Below are 21,726 nucleotides of genomic sequence, written 5' to 3'. Positions count from 1 at the left end.
AACAAGCTTTAATATGCGGTCCTTCCTTTTATCCTGAAGGAAGGACCATTCCTTTTGTTCAACGTGTTTTCTAAAAAAACTAATAGGGTGATACAAATGATTGTTGCACAAGACGGAACAGGTCAATTTTTAACGGTTCAAGAAGCTATAGACAGTATTCCGGAAGATAACAGCAGCCGGATAAATATTTATATAAAGGATGGCGTGTACAAGGAAAAGCTTGAAATCAATAAGCCGTCAGTATCCCTGATCGGAACACACCGGGATCAGGTGAAAATTACTTTTAATGATTATGCGGATAAATTATTAGATAGCGGCAAAAAAATGGGTACATTCGGATCTTATTCCTGCATTGTTACGGGTGATAGGTTTTTGGCTGAAAATATCACTTTTGAAAATAATGCAGGCAAAGGCAGTGAGGTTGGACAGGCGGTGGCCATGTATGTGGATGCCGATCAGATTGAGTTTCACAATTGTGCTTTTTTAGCCAGGCAGGATACTGTGTTTACTGCTCCTCTTCCGCCAAAGCCGATTGAAGGCAGTTCGTTCGGCGGGCCGCGTGATGGATTGGAAAAACGGCAATGCCGCAGCTATTTTAAGCACTGCTGCATAGAGGGCGATGTGGATTTCATTTTTGGTTCGGCAGCTTCTGTTTTTGAAGATTGCGAAATTCATAGCTTAGATCTGAACAGAACAGATGTAAATGGCTATATCACAGCTGCATCCACTCCTTTTGACCAGGAATATGGCTATGTTTTTATCAATTGCACCTTATTAAGTAAGGCAGCAGCCCGTACCGTCTACTTAGGCAGACCGTGGCGTGATTATGCCAGGACAGTTTTTATCAATACATGGATGGGTGAGCATATTAAAGCGGAAGGCTGGCATAATTGGGATAAACCCCATGCGGAGAACACAGCGTTTTATGCTGAATATAACAGCAGCGGCCCGGGCGGCTGTATGGATAAACGGGTAAGCTGGGCTAAGATTCTAACAGATGAGCAAGTTAAAGAGTATAAGCTTGAGAACATTTTTGGATCCTTGAAAGGCTGGCCAACTTTGGGGACCGCCTTACAGCACAGCGGGCTAATTGATAAAAATGATTTAGGACACCTTACACTAGAAAAGAAATGAATATATAGGCTGTGTCAGCGGAATCAATTATTTCCCGCTGTTTTTCTTATCTTCATAAGTTAATCTCAAAATTTAATTAAAGAACCTTACTCGGTGACTGAATGAAAGACCAGAACTGAAGCTGGCATAAAGAATTTCGTTTTGCAAGTATTAACTTTGGTCATCCAAGGTTTAAAAAAATTGGTTGAATATGCGAAATCGAGAATCCAGGAAAAGGAGTGGTAGATAGTGGCTTTAAAAGAAAGTGTTACAAAACCATTAAAAATGACTGTAGCCAAAGACGGAAAAGTTGCTTATCAGACCGTACAAGAAGCGATTGATGCTATACCGGCTGATAATAAAAATAAAGTGGAAATTTTTATTAAGAATGGAGTATATAAGGAACGAATCGTAGTTCCGGCAAATAAACCATTTGTGACGCTGATTGGAGAAAGTGCCGAGCACACAATCCTCACTTATGATAATCATGCAAAAAAAATGTCCCCGGATGGCGGTATCATTGGAACACGAAATAGCGCAAGTGTATTCCTTTATGCGGGGGATTTTACAGCCAGAAACCTTACCTTTGAAAACTCATTCAATCCAAAACGCATGGAAGAGGAAACACAGGCGGTAGCTGCCTATGCCAGCGGTGAGAGAATGGAATTTTACGAGGTGCGGTTTCTGGGAAATCAAGATACACTTTACCTGAAAAAGGGGTCTCAGTATTTTAGCCGGTGTTATATTGAAGGTGATATTGATTTTATTTTTGGAGGGGCAAGAGCAGTTTTTAAAGAATGTGAGATCTTTTCTTTGAATAGAGGGTCCTCTGCAGAAAACGGATATATATCAGCCGCAAGTACCCATATAATTGAACCATATGGATTCCTGTTTTTAAACAATCGATTTACAAGCTCAGCGCCCAAAGGAACAGTCTATCTTGGAAGGCCATGGCACCCAGGAGGGGATCCGGAGGCCATAGCAAGCGTCATATTCAAAAATAATTATCTGGGTGCCCACATTCATCCGGATGGCTGGACTGACATGTCAGGCTTCAGTGCCAAAGATGCAAGATTCTATGAATATAAGAATGAAGGACCTGGTTCAAATTCAAAAAGGCCGCAGCTCACAGATGCAGAAGCCGAAGCAGCCAGCATCGAAACTGTCTTAAAAGGGTGGAATCCGGAATAGAGAAAAAGGGGGCAGTCTGAAAATGACTGCCCCCTTTTTAATAGGATAATATCGATACATATTCTTACTGACAGAATGCTTGCTGAGCGAGCCATACAGCACACAGCTCAGTCCATTTGCCTGCAGCATGGTTATCGCTGGCAAGTCCTAGGCCATGCCGTCCATACGGAAAAACATGTAATTCATATGGCACATTCAATTTGCTCAATAATGACGCATATAATAGGCTGTTTTCAACAGGAACAGCTGCATCATCAGATGTATGCCATATAAAGGTCGGCGGCGGTACAGTTTTATTATCTTCACGTTCGCAGGATAACAAAGCCCTGATCTCCTCATTGGGCTGGTCTCCCAGAAGATTAGACATCGATCCTTCATGATAATGCTCTAATAATGATATGACCGGATAGCATAAAACAGCTAAATCCGGATGGCAGTTTTCCAAGTCGATGTTATCCCATTCTTTTGTTGTGCGCAGATGTGACAAAGTCGAGGCACTGGCTGCTAAATGTCCGCCAGCCGAAAACCCCAGGACTCCGATCTTTTGCTTATCGATATCCCATTTTTCAGAGTGGTGCCTTACAAAGCGTATAGCCCGCTGCACATCTGCTAAAGGAACAGGATGCCTGTAGGGAGCTACCCGGTAATGCAGTACAAAAGCTGAGATGCCAAGAGAGTTTAGCCATTTTGCAACCGGTTCTCCCTCATGATCAGCTCTATGGTGGTACCCCCCTCCGGGACACACAATCACTGCACTTCTGCTTGTATTGTTACTTGCAGGATAGAAAGAAAGAACAGGCTTGCTATCCTCATCACCAGATTCCAGAAAAGGAATTTTTCCTGTCCACAATGAATAAATCAAAAGGTATTCCTCCTTAGTCATACTCTTGGAAAAGAGCTATTACATATATTTTCTGCAATAATTAAATTATATAGGAAACTGGTACAGGTGGATGGAATCAATTAGCAAAATCTATAAGGAAAACGTGATAGTGTAAATGAAATTCTGAAAAAAAAGCAAGATGATGGTAGAATGATGGAAATGAGGTGGGAAAACATGGATATTAAACAATTTTGTCTTGTAATTGAAGAAATATTCGGGAAAGAGCTCTTAGAAACGTTTGCAGACGATTATGGCTTCAAGAACAGCACAGATAAGGAAATCAGAACCGTTGGCTATGCTACGAATCTATCATTGGAAACCATCGAACAGGCCGTCCGGAGTCAGGTTGATTTAATTATCACCCATCATGACGCCTGGGATTTCATTTACGGGCTTGATGAAGAATGCAGGAACAAATTGCAAAAGCATGAGATCAGCCACTTCTGGATTCATGGTCCCCTGGATTATATCCGTTTTGGGACATGTACCTCATTAATGGAGAAAATCGGCATTGACGAGATCATCCAATATTCTATTTTTGATAATGGCGGCATTCCGGGCATCGGTGAATTCAAGGAGCCTTTAGGTTTTGAGGAATTGGCATTTAAGCTCAGCCGTGTATTGAATGAACCGGTGAGACGCTGGAGAAATAACGGCAAAGAAGTCAAGAGGGTGGGGATGATGACAGGAGCCGGCCATTCTACCGATTACCTGAAGCTTGCTCTTGATGGCGGGTGCGATACTTATATTACTGGCGAGGCTTCTTTATATACCATTCAATATGCACAATTTTCCGGAATGAATCTCCTTGCAGGCAGCCATACCTTCACAGAGATTTTTGGTGTAGAGACTCTTGCGAAGAAAGTAAAAGTGTGCTATCCGGAAATCGAAGTTATGAAACTGGAAGAATCACATTTTGAGCTCAATCCAGCAACCTGACCCATTTACGCAGCCTGAAAGCTGCTCTGAGCATCTAATAAGAATTTATTCTTAAAGGGTGATAGACTGAAATACATAGAGTTTTCGAAAAACTCTATCAATACATAAATAAAGGAGCTAATGATCATGGAATACCGGCGTCTTGGAAATACAGGCCTTAAGGTCAGCGAAATCAGCCTTGGCAGCTGGCTCACCTATGGAGGGTATGTGGAGGAGCAGAAGGCATCAGCTTCGATAGATAAAGCTTATGAGCTCGGAATCAATTTTTTTGATACGGCGAACGTGTATATGCGCGGAGAAGCAGAAAAGGTCGTTGGTAAGGCACTTGCCAAATATGACAGGAGCTCCTATGTTCTTGCAACGAAGGTTTTCGGCAAGATGGGGGAAGGGCCTAATGATTCAGGGCTTTCGCGCAAGCATATCATGGAGCAGGCGGATGCAAGTCTGAAGCGGCTCGGGCTTGATTATATCGACATTTATTATTGCCACCGATTTCACCCGGAAACCCCTCTTGAAGAAACCCTCCGAGCTCTTGAAGATCTGATCAGGCAAGGAAAGATTTTGTATGCAGGTGTAAGCGAATGGACGGCAGAGCAGATGACCGAAGCTGTTCATCTTGCAGATAAAAGGCTTTGGGACCGGATTGTCGTAAACCAGCCGAATTACAGCATGCTGCATCGGAATATTGAAAAAGAAATCATCCCTGTCAGCGAAAAGCATGGAATCGGCCAGGTTGTGTTCTCGCCGCTTGCCCAAGGCGTGCTGACAGGCAAATATAAAAAAGGGGAAGCACCGCCGGAAGGAAGCCGCGCCTCTCAAAAGGACCTGGGCACTCTTTACGGTGTCCTGAATGATCGTAATCTTGAAAAAGCAGAGAGCCTGGAAAAGATTGCGCAGCAAGAGGATCTTACCTTATCCCAGCTCGCCCTTGCCTGGATCCTCAGACAGCCCAACGTAGCAAGCGCCCTTGTCGGGGCAAGCCGCCCTGAGCAGCTTGAGGAAAATGTAAAGGCATCAGGCGTAAAGCTGAAAGAAGACAGCCTCCAGCAGATTGAAGAAATTCTTACTGCAGAATAAGGCAATTATTATAGCTGTTGTTCTGACCTATTTAAATTTATGGGGGTTCCGGGGATAAATCTTACCGGGACTCTTTATTTTTTTGGCTGTGTGAGTGTACCTTGTTGATTTTGGGCTACATCAATATTTAACAAATCCATTTTTTAAGTAAAGTGCCTTGCTTTCCAGGCAACAATCTAAACAAACAATTTAAATGACTGTTTACCAGTACAAAGTATCTTTTTAATTAAGGATGGCAGAATAAAAAAATGTTAACGTTAACAAAAGTCGTTTACAGAACTTTCTAAATTTGTTAGACTGAATTTATAGAAAATTGTTAACGTTAACAAATAACGGAGGGTGATTCATATGGAAAAGTTTATGGGCGAGAATTTTCTCCTGAAAAATGAAACGGCTGCATTTTTATATCATGAGGAAGCAAAGGATTTGCCGATCATCGATTACCATTGCCACATCAGCCCAAAGGAAATTTATGAAAATAAAAAGTTCAAAAATATTACAGAAGCCTGGCTGTACGGGGACCATTATAAATGGAGAGTAATGCGCGCGAATGGAATTAATGAAAAGTACATAACCGGTGATGCAGATGATTATGATAAATTCCTTGCCTGGGCAAGGACAGTGCCGATGACTGTCGGAAATCCATTATATAACTGGACCCATTTGGAGCTGCAGCGCTTTTTTGGCATCTATGACATCTTAAATGAAAAGTCTGCACCAGACATTTGGCATAAGGTCAATAAGCAGCTCGCAACAGATGATTTCAGAGTACGGGAGATCATCAGGAAATCAAATGTCCGGGTCATCTGCACGACCGACGATCCGGCCGATTCGCTTGAATATCACAAGCTTCTTTCAAAGGAGGAAGACTTTCCGGTACTGGTCGTACCAGGATTCAGGCCTGATAAAGGTCTGGAAATCAACCGCCATGGCTACAAAGAATGGATAGAACGGCTTGAGGCAGCGAGCGGGATTACGGTTGACAGCTATGCAAGCCTTCTTGAAGCATTGGATTCAAGAGTCCATTTCTTCCACTCCCTCGGCGGCCGGGTATCCGACCATGCGCTTGATCAGGTTGTATATGAAGAAGCAGCCTTTGAAGAGGTTTCACACATTTTTGCTAAAAAGCTTTCGGGCGGCACTGTATCCGAGAAAGAGGAAAAGCAGTATAAAACCTATACGCTCATTCATCTGGGCAAGCTTTATGCCAGCCTGGGATGGGCTATGCAGTACCATATGAATGCCCACCGCAATAATAATACGAAGATGTTCCAGACCCTTGGCCCTGATACTGGCTACGACTCTATTAATGATGACAAGATTGCAAAGCCGCTCGTCAGTCTGCTTGATTCTTTAGATCAGGCAGGAGGGCTGCCAAAAACAATCCTGTATTCTCTGAATCCGGGTGACAATCATATTCTTGCCAGCATCATCAACTGCTTCCAGGACGGCAGCATACCGGGGAAAATTCAATTCGGGACTGCCTGGTGGTTCAATGATACGAGGGATGGGATGCTCGATCAGATGAAAGCCTTGGCAAATATGGGGCTCTTCAGCAGGTTCATCGGAATGCTTACCGATTCAAGAAGCTTCCTTTCATACACCAGGCATGAATATTTCCGCAGGGTTGTGTGCAGTCTGATCGGTGAATGGGTCGAAAATGGGGAAATTCCAAATGACAAGGAACTGCTTAGCACGATTATCAAAGGGATCTCCTATTATAATGCGGAAGAATATTTTCAATTCCAGGAGGCTGAAAAACAGCACGCAGCTGCTGTTAAATAAGCCGTGATCATGTCCCGGCTTGGAGCCGGCGGGAGGGCAGGTTATAATAAAAGGATAAATAGCATTGATTGGTTAAAAAGGAAGGTTTATATATGGTAACAATTAAAGATATTGCAAGAATTGCCAATGTATCGCATACAACGGTATCGCGTGCATTAAACAACAGTCCTATGATCAAAGAGCCGACAAAGAGGAAAATTCTCGAAATTGCTGCCCAGCTTAACTATTCGCCAAATGTGAACGCCAAGAGCCTGGTTATGCAGAAATCGCATACAATCGGTCTGTTTCTGACAAGCTTTATAACTGGCACGTCGGCCAGCTTTCTTGCGGATACAATCAAGGGAGTTAACGGAGCTATTTCACAGGATTATAATCTGTTCATTCGAGGGATCGATGATTATCAGGATTTTACAAGCATCAACAGGCAGCGGTTTGATGGAATCATTCTTATGAGCCAAAGTGTCCGCGATAATCCTTTTATCTACCATGTGCTGCAAAAGGAGATTCCCCTTATTGTACTGAACAGGGATATAGAAGAAGAAAGTGTATATAATATATGCTCTAATGATGCAGAAGGCTCCAAACAGGCAGTGGAATACCTTATTGAAAACGGTCATAGGGATATTGCAATTATTGAAGGAACTTCAAGTTTCAAGTCCTCCCAAATGCGCAAGGACGGCTATTTGCAGGCATTGATAGATCACGGGATATCCGTGAAAAGCAGTTATGCAGTGAAAGGCAATTATGATATGGAAAGCGGCTTTCTGGCCATGGAGCAGCTTTTAGCCCTTAAGGACCCGCCGACTGCCGTTTTCTGCTCTAATGATGATATGGCGATCGGTGCCATGAACTGTGCATTTGAAAAAGGTCTGCAAGTGCCTGATGATCTATCTGTTATCGGCTTTGATGATATCGGTTATTCACAATACACGACTCCGCCGCTATCCACCGTGAAGAGGCCTGTAGAGCAAATCAGCCTGCTGGGTGCGGAAAAAATGCTCTCTCTTGTTCAAGGAGGGCTTGAGGCGGAAAAAATATTTGTTAACACTGAGCTCATCATTAGAAGCTCTGTGAAAAGGATTAGCTAGCACAGCCCGAAGCCAGCGGGCTCCCGGTAAAAATGTTAACGTGTGCAGGATTGAATATAAGGGAGGAAGGATATGGATCGCCTAAGCAGTAAAACACATGCCAAAAGGATATTCCCTGAAAGAATCCTTCAATTTGGCGAAGGTAACTTTTTAAGGGGTTTCGCAGACTGGCAGATTCAAATTTTAAATGAGAAAAAAGGGTTCAATGGAAGTGCAGTTGTCGTACAGCCCCGCGGGTCCAGCAAGATTGAACGCCTTAACAGGCAGGATGGGCTGTACACCCTTTATCTTGAAGGGCTGAAGGAAGGGGTCCCTGTAAAGGAACATATGGTAATCGATTCAATCAGCAGGGGAATCAATCTTCAAACAGATTATGAGGAATTTATCAGGCTTGCCGGACAGAAGGAGCTTAGATTCATCATCAGCAATGCAACCGAGGCTGGAATGGTCTTTGATCCCGATGACAGGCTGGAGGACCGTCCGCAGAAGGGATTTACCGGAAAGCTGGCAGGTTTTTTATACCATCGTTACCTGGCCTTTAAGGGCGATGGAAGATATGGATGCATCATCCTTCCGTGTGAATTGGTTGAAGAAAATGGCGAAAAATTGAAGGAAATTATTCTCCAATACGCAGATTCATGGAATCTTAGCGAGGATTTCAAAAGCTGGATTAATCATGCCAATGTGTTCTGCTCAACACTTGTGGACCGGATTGTCCCGGGTTTTCCGAAGGATAGCCTGGAGGAGAAAACAGAAGAGCTTGGTTATGAAGACGAACTCCTTGTAACAGGGGAGCATTATCATCTCTGGGCTATAGAGGGGCCGTCCTGGCTAAAGGAAGAGCTGCCTGCTGAAGGCACTGGACTGAATCTTGTCATAACGGATGACATCACTATTTTTCGTACCAGGAAAGTAAGGATATTAAACGGTGCGCATACGGCAATGACGCCACTTGCACTCCTTTCCGGGCTTGAAACAGTTGAAGAATCTGTGACGCATCCTGAGGTCGGCCTTTTTATAAAGAAGCTGATCGAAGAGGAAATCCTTCCGGCACTTGATGGGGACAGAAAAGAGCTGGAGCAGTATGCAGAAGAGGTAATGAACCGTTTTGCCAACCCTTATATCAAGCATTACCTAAAGAGCATTTCCTTGAACTCAGTGTCGAAATTTTCTGCCAGAAACCTGCCGGCCCTGCTTGATTATATAAAACAAGAAGGAAAACTGCCGGCAAAAATCGTCTTTTCCTTATGCTGCCTATTGTATCTATACAAGGAGATGGATGTGGAAGACAGCAGTACGGTACTCGAAATCCTTCAATCGGAATGGCGAAGCTTTGAGAAAAAGCAGATTGTGATAGAGCAGCTGTCGGCTAACCTTTTGAAAGAACAAAAGCTTTGGGGCAGGGATCTCACCGGGATTGCAGGCCTTAAGGAAGCAGTTGCTGGATATCTCAGGGAAATAGAAGAAACAGGCATTGAGAAAGCGCTTCAGCGCGTAATCGACAAGCCTGTCCCAGCAAGGGGGGAACTAAAATGAGAGATTTTCTAAAAATCAATCCGGCAGACAATATCGTTCTCGCACTGAAAGACCTGAAAGCTGGCGCCGAATTAACAGTGGATGGCCAATCCATCATTTTGCGCGAGGATATCCGCCGCGGACATAAAATTGCAGCAGCCGAAATTAATGAGAATGACAATATCGTAAAGTACGGCTATCCGATCGGGCATGCAACAGCAGCGATCGGCCAGGGAGAGCTGGTCCATACCCATAATACGAAAACGAATCTTTCCGGCCAGGAAGAATACAGCTACTCCCCTGCTTTTGCAGACAGTCCTTTCCGCAATGAACAAAGAACCTTTAAGGGCTATCGGCGCAGGAACGGCAAAGCCGGAATCCGCAATGAATTATGGATTGTCCCGACGGTCGGCTGTGTGAATGGAATTGCTGAGAAAATCATCAGCCGCTTTGAAAAGCATGCCGGCGGCCAAAATCCATTTGACCAGGCCCTGGTTCTAAAGCACAGCTATGGCTGTTCCCAGCTGGGAGATGATCATGAAAATACGAAGAAAATCCTTCTTGATGCCGTGCATCACCCCAATGCAGGCGGCGTGCTCGTTTTAGGTCTTGGATGTGAGAACAATGAGATGGAGGAATTCAGGAAAGCTCTTGGAACAGTAGATGAAAGCCGGGTTAAATTCCTCGTATCCCAGGAAGTATCAGATGAGATTGAAGCGGGATTTCAGCTTGTGAAAGAAATCTATGAAGCAGCCGAGGATGATAAAAGAGAGGATATTCCGCTCTCTGAATTAAAAATCGGCCTGAAATGCGGAGGCTCTGACGGGTTCTCGGGCATTACAGCAAACCCTTTGCTCGGCCGCTTTTCTGATTATCTGATCGCCCAGGGCGGGACGACCGTATTGACTGAAGTGCCGGAAATGTTTGGTGCAGAGACCATCCTTATGGAAAGGGCGGAAAACGAAGAGGTTTTTGAAAAGGTGGTCAGCCTGATCAATGATTTTAAAGGCTATTTCCTTGAACATAAACAGCCGGTGTATGAGAATCCATCACCAGGCAATAAAGCGGGAGGCATCACCACTCTTGAGGATAAGTCGCTTGGCTGCACCCAGAAAGCCGGAACCTCCAAGGTGGTTGATGTCCTGCCATACGGTGGTACTCTCCGTAAAAAAGGGCTGAACCTTCTCAGCGCGCCTGGGAATGATCTGATTGCTTCAACCGCACTGGCCGCAGCTGGCTGCCATATTGTCCTGTTCACCACAGGCAGGGGAACCCCGTTCGGAACCTTTGTACCGACGATGAAAATCTCGACCAATACCCAGCTTTATGTAACAAAGCCCCATTGGATCGATTTCAATGCAGGCACACTCCTGGAAGAAGAAATTTCTGCAGATGAGGTGCTGCAGCATTTCACAGACTATATCATCCTTGTGGCAAGCGGGGAATTGGTCAATAACGAGAAAAACGATTTCAGGGAGATTTCCATTTTTAAAAGCGGAGTCACTTTATAGGCAGGAGATGCAGATCAAATTTCTCCTGACGGGGAGGCAATTATGAAGAAGCTGAACATATTGAATCGATTAACAGAATCCGGAGTGGTGGCGGTTGTCCGGGCCGACTCAAGTGAAGAGGCCGTGAAAATCTCAGAAGCATGTGTAAAGGGAGGGATTGCCGGTATTGAAATCACCTTTACCATTGATGGAGCTGAGGCTGTTTTAAAGGAATTGTCGGGATATTTTGCTGATGACACGCGTGCCGTTCTGGGAGCAGGAACCGTCCTGGATGCGGCGACAGCTAGGATTGCCATTCTCGCCGGAGCTGAATTTATCGTTAGCCCGGCCTTTGACAGGGAGACCGCTAAGCTGTGCAACCTTTACCAGGTGCCATATATGCCCGGCTGCATGACAATTACTGAAATGAAGGAAGCAATGGAATACGGGGCCGATATAATTAAGTTGTTCCCTGGGAATGCTTTTGGACCGGACTTCATTAAGGCGGTCAAGGCGCCGCTTCCTCAGGCAAATATCATGCCGACCGGCGGAGTCAGCCTGGAAAATGCCGGGGAATGGATCAGAAACGGCTGTGTGGCAGTTGGTGTTGGCGGGAATCTGGCCGCGCCTGCCAAAACAGGAAACTATGAGAAAATCACCGAAATGTCTGCAGAATATATAAAAATTGTCAAAGAAGCAAGGGAAGAGGGGCTGCAATGAAGAAGATTGTTACGCTGGGAGAAATTCTGCTGCGATTTTCGACAGAAGAGGGCGTAAGGCTTTCCCAGGCAGCAGGCCTTACCGTCCACTATGGGGGTGCAGAAGCCAATGTTGCCGTCTCTATGACAAGCTTTGGCTATGAATCTTTTTTTGCCGGAAAAGTGCCTGACAACCCTTTAGGGCAGGGGGCAGAAAGGCATTTAAAAGCAAATGGCGTCCGGACAGACTTCCTTTTAAAAGGCGGAGACCGCCTTGGCACCTACTATTTGGAATCAGGGACTGGGGAACGAAGCGCACAGGTCACCTACGACCGAAAGCATTCGAGCTTCTCGGAACTGCTGCCTGAAGAAGTAGACTTGGACGGCATGCTGTGTGATGCTTCACTTTTTCATGTAAGCGGAATCACACTGGCCCTTTCTCCTGAGCTCAGGGAGCTTGCACTCCTCGCTTTCAAGAAAGCTAAGGAATATGGGGTCTTGACAAGCCTTGACTTTAATTATCGCGGAAAACTTTGGAGCCAGTCAGACGCCGGGGAAGCTTTAAAGAAACTGCTTCCGTATGCAGACATCTGTTCATGCGGGGAACTGGACAGCATCCATCTCTTGGGGATGGAGCCAGCAGATAGCTCTCTATCACAAACGGAAAGGCTGGAAAACTATTATAGTAAACTGGCTGCTTCATATCCCGGCATCCGGTATATATGCTCTACCTTCCGGAAAATCAAATCTGCCTCCAGCAACATGCTTCAGGGTAATCTGTACACTGGCAGCAGGCTTTTCCAGTCTAAAGTCCACAATATAGAGCCTATCGTGGACCGGGTTGGCGGAGGGGATGCCTTTATGGCCGGGATTCTTGCTGGTGTGCTGGAGGGGTGGGATCCTCAGATGACGGCAGATTTTGCGGCAGCGGCTTCAGCTCTTAAACACACAGTCCATGGAGACAGCAATTCATTTACAAAGGAAGAAGTTCTAGCTTTGGCGGAAAATGAACCAGGTAAAATACTCCGCTGAAAATATTGATTGAAAAGGAGAATGCACAATGGAAACACGCTATGCGATTCATCCCGAGGATATGAAAAAGTATACGACCGATGATTTAAGAAGAGAGTTCCTGGTGGAAACACTGTTTGAATCCGGGCAGGTGCACCTGACATATACACATAATGACCGGATGATCTTTGGCGGTGTTACACCTGCCGAGAATGAACTGACAATCAAGCTGGACAAAGAATTGGGCGTCGATTATTTCCTGGAGCGGCGTGAGCTCGGCATCATCAATATTGGCGGGGACGGCACGGTCATCCTTGATGGCACAGAATATGATATGCAGGCCAGGGACGGATTATATGTTGGAAAAGGGACCAGGGAAGTGCTTTTCCGTTCCAAAAATGCCGCACAGCCAGCCAAATTCTATATCAACTCCACACCTGCCCATCATACGTATCCGACGGTCAAAATTGATATTAATGAAATCAAGCCGCTGGAAATGGGAGAGCCGGGCACCTTGAATGAACGTAAAATCTACCAGTATGTCCATCCCAATGTCTGTGAGAGCTGCCAGCTGCAGATGGGCTTGACAATGCTGTCGCCTGGAAGCGTCTGGAATACGATGCCGTGCCATACACACGAGCGGCGAATGGAGGTATATCTCTATTTTGATATGGAGGAAGATACGCGGGTGTTCCACTTCATGGGAAGGCCTGATGAAACAAGGCATCTTGTTATGAAGAATGAGCAGGCTGCCATTTCCCCGAGCTGGTCCATCCATACTGGCACAGCAACAAGCAATTATACCTTCATCTGGGGAATGTGCGGGGAGAATATCACTTATACCGATATGGACCATGTCAAAATGGAAGAATTGCGATAAGAGACTGTTAGAAACGGAGGATTATATATGACAGAGGCACTGAGTTCTTTTTCAATGGATATGTTCAGCCTTGCCGGCAAGACTGCCATTGTAACAGGAGGAAATAAAGGCCTTGGCCAGGCATATGCGGCGGCGCTTGCCAAGGCAGGGGCCGACCTGTTTGTCATTTCCAGGAGCGGCGATTGGCAGGAAACTGAAAGATTAATAGAAGAAACAGGGCAGAGGGCGGTATTTTTCCAGGCAGACCTTAGCGATCGAACAAAGATTAAAGAAGCAGTAGACGCCTGTCTGAATGAATATGGAAAAATTGATATCCTTGTCAATAATGCAGGTACGATCCGCCGCGCTCCTCTCCTTGAATACAAAGAAGAAGATTGGGATGCTGTATTGGAAGTCAATTTGAATTCCCTTTATCTGCTCAGCCAGGAGGCGGCAAAAGTGATGGCTGAACAGAAATCAGGCAAGATCATCAATATTGCGAGCATGCTGTCTTTTCAGGGCGGTAAATTCGTCCCTTCCTATACAGCAAGCAAGCATGCGGTGGCAGGCTTGACGAAGGCGTTTGCGAATGAGCTGGCAGAATCCAATATCCAGGTCAATGCGATTGCACCTGGATATATTGCGACAGATAATACAGCTGCAATCAGGGCTGATGAAAAGAGAAATGCAGAAATCCTTTCAAGGATTCCTGCAGGGAAATGGGGGCAGGCTGCCGATCTGATGGGGGCAGTTGTCTTCCTTGCTAGCGACGCTTCCAGCTATATGAACGGACATCTTTTAGCGGTGGATGGAGGCTGGCTCGTACGATAAGAGAATATATGAAAGAAGCCGTACAAGAGTGCGGCTTTCTTATTAGGAGGAGACTAAGATGAACCTTGGAATCAGAGCCCACGATATTGAAAAAGATTCATTGGAAGAGCTGGCAGAAGAAATTGGCCGCAAGGGGTTTTCATGTATCCAGCTTGCTCTGGGAAAATCACTTCCTGCTCTTTATCCATCACCGGGAACCCTTTCGCCGGGTCTTGCCCGTTACATCGGAAAGACATTCGGAGATGCCGGCGTCCAAATTGCCGTCCTTGGCTGCTATGTGAATCTTATCCATCCAGATCTGTCTGAGAGGCGAAAAGGACTGGAGAAATTTAAAGAGCATATCCGGTATGCCAGGGATTTTGGCTGCAGCATCGTCGGTACCGAAACTGGAAGTGTTCTTCCTGAAATGGGCTATAGTGAAAGAAATTTTGAGGAAAAGCCCTTTTTAGACGCAGTGGAAAGTGTTGCCGAGCTCGCCCAGGAAGCTGAAAAATTCGGTATAATTGTCGGTGTAGAAGCAGGGGTTAATCATCCGGTCCACTCAGCCGAAAGACTCAAACGCCTCTTGGATCTTGTAGATTCAAATAATGTCCAGGTCATATTTGATCCCGCTAACCTTATTACGGTTGAAAACTATCATAGGCAGGATGAGCTGTTAGCAGAAGCTATTGAACTTCTTGGGGAAAAAATCGCCATTTTCCATGCAAAAGATTTCGTTGTCGAAGAGGACCAGGTGAAGATCGTCCCGGCAGGACAGGGCCTCTTGAACTATAGCCTCATCTCTAAGCTGCTCAAAGATCGAAAGCCGTATATCCAGGTTCTCATGGAAGGAACAAAGGAACCGGATATTGACAGATGTGCTGACTATTTAAGTAGGAAATTCAGCAGCAGGAGCATTGGCAAAGGACTCTTAAGGTAAAAATGGACACTTCCTCCGGGGAGTGTTTTTAGTTCAGCCAATCTGCTTCCTTTCATTCCCAAACCCCCTAATTCTTTATAAAGAAACCATTTTATTGTAAAATAGTAGATAGTTCCTAGCTTTGCCGGGAATACCTTCATTATTTGAGAATAAGATGATAAGCGGAAGCTGTTTTTAGGATAGAAGTTTGTGGTTTTTGGAAATAAACAACAGGGTTGGGGGACTCATGACGAAAAGCAGAAGATGGATGGCAGCTTTGTTGATTGGCAGTTTGGCAGTTTTGGGCGGATGTGCGGACCAGGCATCCAAGGAGGAGAAGCTGGAGGAGAAAGTGGATGAACTGGAAAGCCAGCTTCAGAAGGAGAAAGAAAAGCAGGAACAGGAAAAACAGGCTGAAGAAGCAAAAGAACCGGTAGTGGTCCAGGTGATAGATCCGAACACGAAAGCAATCATTAAGACGTTCAAACCTGAGGAAATGGGCTATGAGGATGATCTGGAAAAGTATAAGCAGCAAATCAGCCAATGGGCGAAGGGCCTGGCAAGAGGGACAGATGCAAGTCCCGGCTATGACAAAAGGATGTTCCCTGACCGGATTGATGCGAATGGTGGGATTGTAAAAGGGAACCCAAGGACGATCCTCGAGGAAGCGGAGCTGACCGCAAAGGTGATTGAGGCTTCTGCTGAGGGAGGAAATGTTGAACTGCCGCTCATTGTTTCTGAAAGCGGCTATAAGCCGGAGGACGCTGCCCATTTAAGCGAAGTGGTGGTTGCCTCTTATACAACCAAGTTTAATAGTTCTGTAGCAGGAAGGACAAAGAATATCGAGCTCTCTGCCCAGGCGATTCAAAATGTGATTGTGGGCATCGACGATTATTTCTCCTTTAACACAACAGTAGGGCCAAGCGATGAGGCACATGGCTATCAGCCGGCCCAGGAGGCTATCAATGGTAAGCTGGTCATGGGCATAGGCGGCGGAATCTGCCAGACTTCGTCGACCCTCTTCAACGCAGTCGATCAGCTGGGCGTAGACTATGTAGAGAAGCACCATCATTCTGTTACGGTTGGTTATGTGCCCGTCGGCAGGGATGCCACTGTTTCCTATGGCGGCAAAGATTTCCGATTCCAAAATAAAACCGGGGCTCCGTTCCTGCTGAAAACTGTCATGGCAAACGGACAGCTGACAGTTGAGGTCCGGACCTCCAAGCAGTATGCAGATGTCATTAAGAAGAGAACTTGATCATTACTATAAATTGGATGTTATCTCTTCCGAAAATCGGGTAATTATGTAGTAATAATTCACCGAAGAGAGGGATTCATCCATGAAAATCATTGAAAAACTCTGGGACAATATGATCAAAAGCGACTGGACTTACCTGATAGATGAAGAAGAACATATGAATACGCCAGAAGAAGACGAATGAGAAAGAGCTTCCCCTTTGGAGCTCTTTTTTTTTTAAGGCTGTGTTAGTGTACCTTGTTGATTTTGGGCTCATTCGTGTGAAACAGAGTTTCACACGCATTTCAGCAAAGCTGAAAAGCAGCCAGATATTCATTCTGTGCCAAGAAAGCGAGCTTTCTTGGCGGCAGAATGAATATCTGGCTAAAAATGAGCCTAAAATCAACAACAATATTTAACAAAGCCTTTGTTAAAGTAAATCAAGTTGTTTGAATTCCTGTAAAGAAAGGTGTACGATTCATTTAACCAAGAATTCTTACATAAAATAAGCCAATCTTGTCCGTTTCAAGATGAATAAAAAAAGGAGGAATTCGTTCATGGCCAAGCAGGTAATCCTGAATGGGAACCGGATTGATGTGTACAACTATAAAGAGGAAACACTGGCTGAAAAAGGCGAGCAGGCCATTCATCTGTCTTTTGATTTCAAAGTGAGCCATCAGGAATATCATGATATTACGACACTGTTATATGATCTGTATTTTGATGTATCGGTGCCTGAGGATGCATTGGAGTTTAGGGGAATGATCGATAAATATTATACCTCTTTAACGAATCTTTACGAGGAAGAAGCTGTCGGGGAATTCCACCTGGAGCTGAAGGAAACAGACGGGGAAGAGGACTGAAAACAAAAAGCGGGAATCAGGATCAGTGCGGCCTGTTTCCCTTCTTCTTGCCTGATTATTGCGGAGTATTGTCCTGGTCGTATTTTAAATGCAAAAGGATTTCATCCTCTAGAAGGGATAATGCCATCCTAACAGCCTTGAGCCGGCATTTTGAAAACTCCTGCACGGTAATTTGCCGGATCTGTTCCCTGGCCATGGCAACATACCCTTCCTCTCCATCTCTCGTGTTTCCTGCAGGGTATATGGATATTTCTATCTGCCTGTCCGGGTTATTGATGAATAAACCTCTCCATTCCATAGCATCACCTCTTATGTCTCTACGGTGCTGTTCCATTTTTACCCCCATTTCTCTAATTATAAGCCGTTTTACTAAGTAACAACAAAAAAATAATGAAAACGTTCAGATGATTTGTCCACACTTTTTCTGAAGGATTGAAATATATTAATAGGGAAGATCTCCTCCGTATATTTCAGTATCTGTTCTTGCAGGTGCTGAGCTGCCGTCCTTATAGACGGGCACCATGAAAGCTGATTGCTTTTATGGTGTTTTTTTTTGTCTGAAATTATGAAAAGAGCAGCATATTCCCGGTAATCACAAATATTAGCTGAAAACAGCAAGCCTCCTCTTAGTCTTTATGCTTGTTCTTTTTCCTGTTTGCAGGTCTGCTGAGAATCGACTGCTTGTACATTTGATGACCAAGTACAGCGACCCCTGCAGCGATAACGCCGTTCAGGATCCCGTTGATGGAAAAGCCAAAGGCAAACGCCCCAAAACCAACCGACAGGAATAAAAGGATCCAGATGATGGTCCAGTCAGGAACCCAGGGAGTTTGCTTCAGAGCCAATCCAATGACCCATAGCGCCGGCACAAGCATGATATATTTCTGGTTCAGAAACTGAAGCAAGTCCAAAATAGCCACCTCCTTCATGGTATGCGAATGCCGGTAAGATATGCTGCTAATGGTACATCCTATGCCTGCTGTGATATTTTGCCTGTTTTATTGCCGCATGCCGGAAGCATCAATAATGAGTGAATCTATAAAAATATTCGGAATATATTGACTATATGAAGGCGCTTTCATTATGATGTAATTAATACCAGGTGATAAAAGGAGGTTATAGAATTGAATTCAATTTGGCTGGCTGTTATTGGCATGCTTGTTTTTGCGGCAGGCTACAGGTATTACTCAAAATGGGTGGCAGAAAAGATTTACAGGCTGGACCCCAACTATGTCACTCCTGCTCATCAATACCAGGATGGGGTTGACTTTGTGCCCACCAATAAATTTGTCCTGTGGGGCCATCATTTTACATCGGTTGCAGGTGCTGCCCCGATTGTGGGACCGGCGATTGCGGTATATTGGGGCTGGCTTCCGGCCTTTTTGTGGGTGATTCTCGGGACTGTGTTTGCAGCCGGAGTCCACGACTTTGGCACGCTCGTGCTGTCTGTCAGGAATAAAGGGCAATCGATAGGAACCATCACAAGCAAATTAATAGGCAAAAGAGCAAAAATGATGTTCTTATTCATTATTTTAATTCTGGTTCTGATGGTGAATGCCGTCTTTGCATGGGTAATATCCAATCTTTTCATCCAGTTTCCTGCCAGCGTCCTGCCTGTGTTCATTGAGATTCCGCTGGCCATCTGGATCGGGTATGCCGTGTACAAACGGAAAAAGGAAATGCTCATCCCATCCATCATCGCCCTTGTGGTCATGTATGGTACCGCTGTACTTGCGAGCATGGTGCCCGCACTTCAGATCGATTTGCCGAAATATTTTGGCGGAGCGGAAGCTGAAGTCCTTTTTGGCCTTAACGGCGTTGCCATGTCATTTTTTATCTGGATCGTCATTTTAATGGTGTATTGCTATATCGCTTCAATTCTCCCGGTATGGAAGCTGCTGCAGCCGAGGGACTATATTAATTCCCATCAGCTTGTCGTCGGCCTTGTCATCATGTATGCGGGACTTGTATTCCTGCAGCCGAAGGTGACAGCGCCAGCCGTAAATGCGAGCGCCACAGATCCGTCATGGCTGCCGCTATTATTCATCACGATAGCCTGCGGAGCCATTTCAGGCTTTCACGGTCTTGTTTCCTCAGGCACTTCTTCCAAGCAGCTTGATAAAGAAACAGATGCCAGGTTTGTCGGCTACCTCGGGGCAGTAGGGGAAGGGGCACTTGCCTTGATCTCCATCATCGCTGTCATTACCTTATTCGCTTCACAGGGTGACTTCACGGCTGCCTACAGCAGCTTTGCAGCTGCAAGCTCAGGGGGGCTCGGGTCATTCATCAATGGAGCGGCCCAGCTGGCAACCGGCGTCTGGATCCCTGCTGATATTGCGAAAACGATCGTTTCCGTCATCGTCGTCAGCTTTGCTGCGACAACGCTTGATACATCTGTCCGGCTGATGCGCTATATCATTGCGGAAATAGGCGAAGAATACAATTTCAAGCCGCTCACAAAAGCCCATGTCGCCACATCGGCAGCCGTTGTTGCAAGTGCAGCATTGGTCCTGCTTCCTAAGGGGCCGAATGGCTTTGGTTCTGGCGGGTATCTGCTCTGGCCGCTCTTCGGCACAAGCAATCAGCTTCTGGCAGGAGTCAGCCTTCTGTTGATCAGCATTTGGCTGAAGCGCCAGGGCAGGAATTTCCTCGTTACTTTCATACCGATGGTTTTTGTATTCATCATGACTCTGTGGGCGATGATCAAGCAGGTTGTATTTGACTGGTCCGGCTTAGGCACTGCGGACGCCAATATGCTTCTGTTTATTTTGGGAGGGATGATCCTTGTGTTTGTTTTCTGGATCATCCTGGAAGCATTTGCAGCCTTCAAAAAGGATGCGCCGCCTGCAGACACAACCCATCATTTCTAAAGCCTGGCCGGCATTGCCGGCCATTGCTTTTTCTGACTGAGAGGAGGCGAAAGGGATGGACCTGCTGTCACAGCTGAAAAAGGCTGCTGCTTTTTATGATGAGGTGCTAAGGCTCCCGCACCGGGCCGAAATTGCGAGGGAGCTGAGGGATGAAGAAGATCTATTCATCCTCTTATGCTTCTCGGAAATGGCGGGGCTGCCCAATCCTGCTTTTTACTACACGCTGGAGCTTTACCCGCATATCATCGAGAAATTTCATCAGTGGCATCTGCGGATGGGGATGGAGAAGTCCCCGCTTGACGGAATCCGCTGCTGCTGAAAAGGAGGCTATGAATCTGATTCTGGATAAAAAAGTTTATTTTGTCGGAGGAAAAGGAGGAGTAGGGAAAAGCACTTGTTCCGCGGCGCTTGCCCTGCTGCTTTCAGAAAAAGGAAAAAAGGTTTTGCTCGTCTCAACGGATCCTGCCCATAATACAGGTGACTTGTTCCATCTTAGAGCGGGGCAGGGAATCATGAATGTCAGCCCGAACCTCGATATTCTCGAAATTGATTCTGAGAGAGAAGCTAAAAGATATATTGAAGAGGTCAAAGGCAATCTCAAAGGCCTGGTAAAAGCGTCTATGGCTGATGAGGTTTACCGCCAGATTGATTTGGCCGCATCTTCTCCAGGCGCCGATGAAGCGGCCGTATTCGACCGGATCACTTCCCTGCTGCTTGATGAAATGGCCGCCTACGATACCATTGTATTTGATACAGCTCCGACAGGACATACAATCCGGCTGCTGACACTCCCTGAACTGATGAGTGCCTGGATAGATGGGCTGCTTCAAAGAAGAAAGAAAAATAACGATAACTTCGCCCAATGGATGAATGACGGGGAACCAGTTGAGGATCCCATTTATGAAAAGCTTCTCAGCCGCAAAAATAAGTTTGCCAAAGTGCGGGAAATCCTCTTGGACAGCCAGTCTGCAGCCTGCCTGTTCGTCCTGAATGCCGAACGCCTCCCGATCCTTGAAACAGAAAAAGCGGTCCGGGTTTTAGCTGGACATGGACTCCGCACAGAGGCAGTCATCGTCAATAAAGTGATTCCGGAGGATGCAGACGGCCGGTTCATGAAGATGAGAAAAGAAAATGAAAGGCAGCATCTCAATGAGATTAGCAAAGTGTTCTCTGCTATGAAGAATATCCATATTCCCCTGTTTCATCATGATATATCAGAGCCTGCGCATCTTGGCTTGTTTGCCGGCCATTTGAGTTCAGAACTCGTGAACGGCATAGAATAGCAGGAGTGGTCCAAGAGCCACTGGATTTTTTGTAAGCAAGCCTTTATGATAGCAATAATAGGGCTTTGACCTTGATTGAAAAGGGGAGGATGGAA

General features: G+C 45.6%; 21 protein-coding genes. 18 read left to right on the top strand and 3 right to left on the bottom strand.

The features are described 5' to 3' along the window. Positions 1-96: 96 nt before the first annotated feature. The gene (locus tag FZD51_RS11505; RefSeq protein WP_262380888.1) at positions 97-1,134 is read left to right on the top strand and encodes a pectinesterase family protein; all 1,038 of its coding nucleotides are present in this window, start codon (positions 97-99) and stop codon (positions 1,132-1,134) included. 228 nt (positions 1,135-1,362) lie between these two features. Continuing rightward, entirely contained in the window at positions 1,363-2,304 is a 942-nt protein-coding gene (locus FZD51_RS11500; protein ID WP_262380887.1) for a pectinesterase family protein, read from the top strand. Positions 2,305-2,368: 64 nt separating this feature from the next. Here the strand turns inward: FZD51_RS11500 and FZD51_RS11495 are convergent, their stop codons facing one another. Beyond that, positions 2,369-3,187 (bottom strand): alpha/beta hydrolase, encoded by an 819-nt coding sequence (locus FZD51_RS11495; RefSeq protein WP_420886240.1) that lies wholly within the window; start codon positions 3,185-3,187, stop codon positions 2,369-2,371. A 174-nt stretch (positions 3,188-3,361) separates the two neighbouring features. Between FZD51_RS11495 and FZD51_RS11490 the strand changes: the two genes are divergently transcribed. The 13 genes from FZD51_RS11490 to FZD51_RS11430 all read left to right on the top strand — a co-directional run bounded on the left by FZD51_RS11490 (position 3,362) and on the right by FZD51_RS11430 (position 17,478). Then, entirely contained in the window at positions 3,362-4,126 is a 765-nt protein-coding gene (locus FZD51_RS11490; RefSeq protein WP_148974911.1) for a Nif3-like dinuclear metal center hexameric protein, read from the top strand. A 126-nt stretch (positions 4,127-4,252) separates the two neighbouring features. Beyond that, a complete protein-coding gene (locus FZD51_RS11485) occupies positions 4,253-5,203 on the top strand; it encodes an aldo/keto reductase family protein (protein ID WP_148974910.1) in 951 nt (316 codons plus the stop codon). A gap of 348 nt (positions 5,204-5,551) precedes the next feature. Further along, the gene (uxaC, locus tag FZD51_RS11480) at positions 5,552-6,988 is read left to right on the top strand and encodes a glucuronate isomerase (protein ID WP_148974909.1); all 1,437 of its coding nucleotides are present in this window, start codon (positions 5,552-5,554) and stop codon (positions 6,986-6,988) included. 92 nt (positions 6,989-7,080) lie between these two features. Continuing rightward, positions 7,081-8,076 carry a LacI family DNA-binding transcriptional regulator gene (locus FZD51_RS11475; RefSeq protein ID WP_148974908.1) on the top strand — a complete coding sequence of 332 codons (996 nt, stop codon included), beginning with the start codon at positions 7,081-7,083 and terminating at the stop codon, positions 8,074-8,076. Positions 8,077-8,148: 72 nt separating this feature from the next. After that, positions 8,149-9,612 carry a tagaturonate reductase gene (locus FZD51_RS11470; protein WP_148974907.1) on the top strand — a complete coding sequence of 488 codons (1,464 nt, stop codon included), beginning with the start codon at positions 8,149-8,151 and terminating at the stop codon, positions 9,610-9,612. After that, on the top strand, positions 9,609-11,102 hold the full coding sequence (locus FZD51_RS11465; protein ID WP_148974906.1) for a UxaA family hydrolase: 1,494 nt from the start codon (positions 9,609-9,611) through the stop codon (positions 11,100-11,102). The genes FZD51_RS11470 and FZD51_RS11465 overlap by 4 nt, the downstream gene beginning before the upstream one ends. A gap of 42 nt (positions 11,103-11,144) precedes the next feature. Continuing rightward, entirely contained in the window at positions 11,145-11,801 is a 657-nt protein-coding gene (locus FZD51_RS11460) for a bifunctional 4-hydroxy-2-oxoglutarate aldolase/2-dehydro-3-deoxy-phosphogluconate aldolase (RefSeq protein WP_148974905.1), read from the top strand. Continuing rightward, positions 11,798-12,811, top strand: a complete 1,014-nt coding sequence (locus FZD51_RS11455; RefSeq protein WP_148974904.1) for a sugar kinase — start codon at positions 11,798-11,800, stop codon at positions 12,809-12,811. The genes FZD51_RS11460 and FZD51_RS11455 overlap by 4 nt, the downstream gene beginning before the upstream one ends. A gap of 28 nt (positions 12,812-12,839) precedes the next feature. After that, positions 12,840-13,670, top strand: a complete 831-nt coding sequence (gene kduI / locus FZD51_RS11450) for a 5-dehydro-4-deoxy-D-glucuronate isomerase (RefSeq protein ID WP_148974903.1) — start codon at positions 12,840-12,842, stop codon at positions 13,668-13,670. A 27-nt stretch (positions 13,671-13,697) separates the two neighbouring features. Further along, on the top strand, positions 13,698-14,480 hold the full coding sequence (gene kduD, locus FZD51_RS11445; RefSeq protein ID WP_148974902.1) for a 2-dehydro-3-deoxy-D-gluconate 5-dehydrogenase KduD: 783 nt from the start codon (positions 13,698-13,700) through the stop codon (positions 14,478-14,480). 58 nt (positions 14,481-14,538) lie between these two features. Further along, positions 14,539-15,399: a sugar phosphate isomerase/epimerase family protein gene (locus tag FZD51_RS11440; protein WP_148974901.1), complete on the top strand. Its 861-nt coding sequence runs from the start codon at positions 14,539-14,541 to the stop codon at positions 15,397-15,399. A 226-nt stretch (positions 15,400-15,625) separates the two neighbouring features. After that, the gene (locus tag FZD51_RS11435; protein ID WP_262380885.1) at positions 15,626-16,636 is read left to right on the top strand and encodes a VanW family protein; all 1,011 of its coding nucleotides are present in this window, start codon (positions 15,626-15,628) and stop codon (positions 16,634-16,636) included. A 536-nt stretch (positions 16,637-17,172) separates the two neighbouring features. Further along, positions 17,173-17,478, top strand: a complete 306-nt coding sequence (locus tag FZD51_RS11430; RefSeq protein ID WP_148974899.1) for a DUF3219 family protein — start codon at positions 17,173-17,175, stop codon at positions 17,476-17,478. A 55-nt stretch (positions 17,479-17,533) separates the two neighbouring features. Here the strand turns inward: FZD51_RS11430 and FZD51_RS11425 are convergent, their stop codons facing one another. Next, positions 17,534-17,776 carry a hypothetical protein gene (locus FZD51_RS11425; RefSeq protein ID WP_148974898.1) on the bottom strand — a complete coding sequence of 81 codons (243 nt, stop codon included), beginning with the start codon at positions 17,774-17,776 and terminating at the stop codon, positions 17,534-17,536. A 328-nt stretch (positions 17,777-18,104) separates the two neighbouring features. Further along, a complete protein-coding gene (locus FZD51_RS11420) occupies positions 18,105-18,398 on the bottom strand; it encodes a phage holin family protein (RefSeq protein ID WP_420886247.1) in 294 nt (97 codons plus the stop codon). A gap of 204 nt (positions 18,399-18,602) precedes the next feature. On the opposite strand from FZD51_RS11420, the gene FZD51_RS11415 reads away from it, so the two are divergent. Genes FZD51_RS11415 through FZD51_RS11405 form a run of 3 tightly spaced genes read left to right on the top strand, consistent with a single transcriptional unit; the run spans position 18,603 to position 21,631 of the window. After that, positions 18,603-20,348, top strand: coding sequence for a carbon starvation CstA family protein (locus FZD51_RS11415; RefSeq protein WP_148974896.1), 1,746 nt, complete (start codon positions 18,603-18,605; stop codon positions 20,346-20,348). Positions 20,349-20,403: 55 nt separating this feature from the next. Then, positions 20,404-20,667 carry a cory-CC-star protein gene (locus FZD51_RS11410; RefSeq protein ID WP_187445721.1) on the top strand — a complete coding sequence of 88 codons (264 nt, stop codon included), beginning with the start codon at positions 20,404-20,406 and terminating at the stop codon, positions 20,665-20,667. A 10-nt stretch (positions 20,668-20,677) separates the two neighbouring features. Next, complete coding sequence (locus tag FZD51_RS11405; RefSeq protein ID WP_187445720.1) at positions 20,678-21,631, top strand: ArsA family ATPase; 954 nt, start codon at positions 20,678-20,680, stop codon at positions 21,629-21,631. Positions 21,632-21,726 lie beyond the last annotated feature (95 nt).

This window comes from Bacillus infantis, from assembly GCF_008180445.1.
GTDB lineage: Bacteria > Bacillota > Bacilli > Bacillales > Cytobacillaceae > Bacillus_AB > Bacillus_AB infantis_B.
Note: the sequence above shows the minus strand (reverse complement) of the source record. Positions and strands in the feature narration are given on the sequence as shown.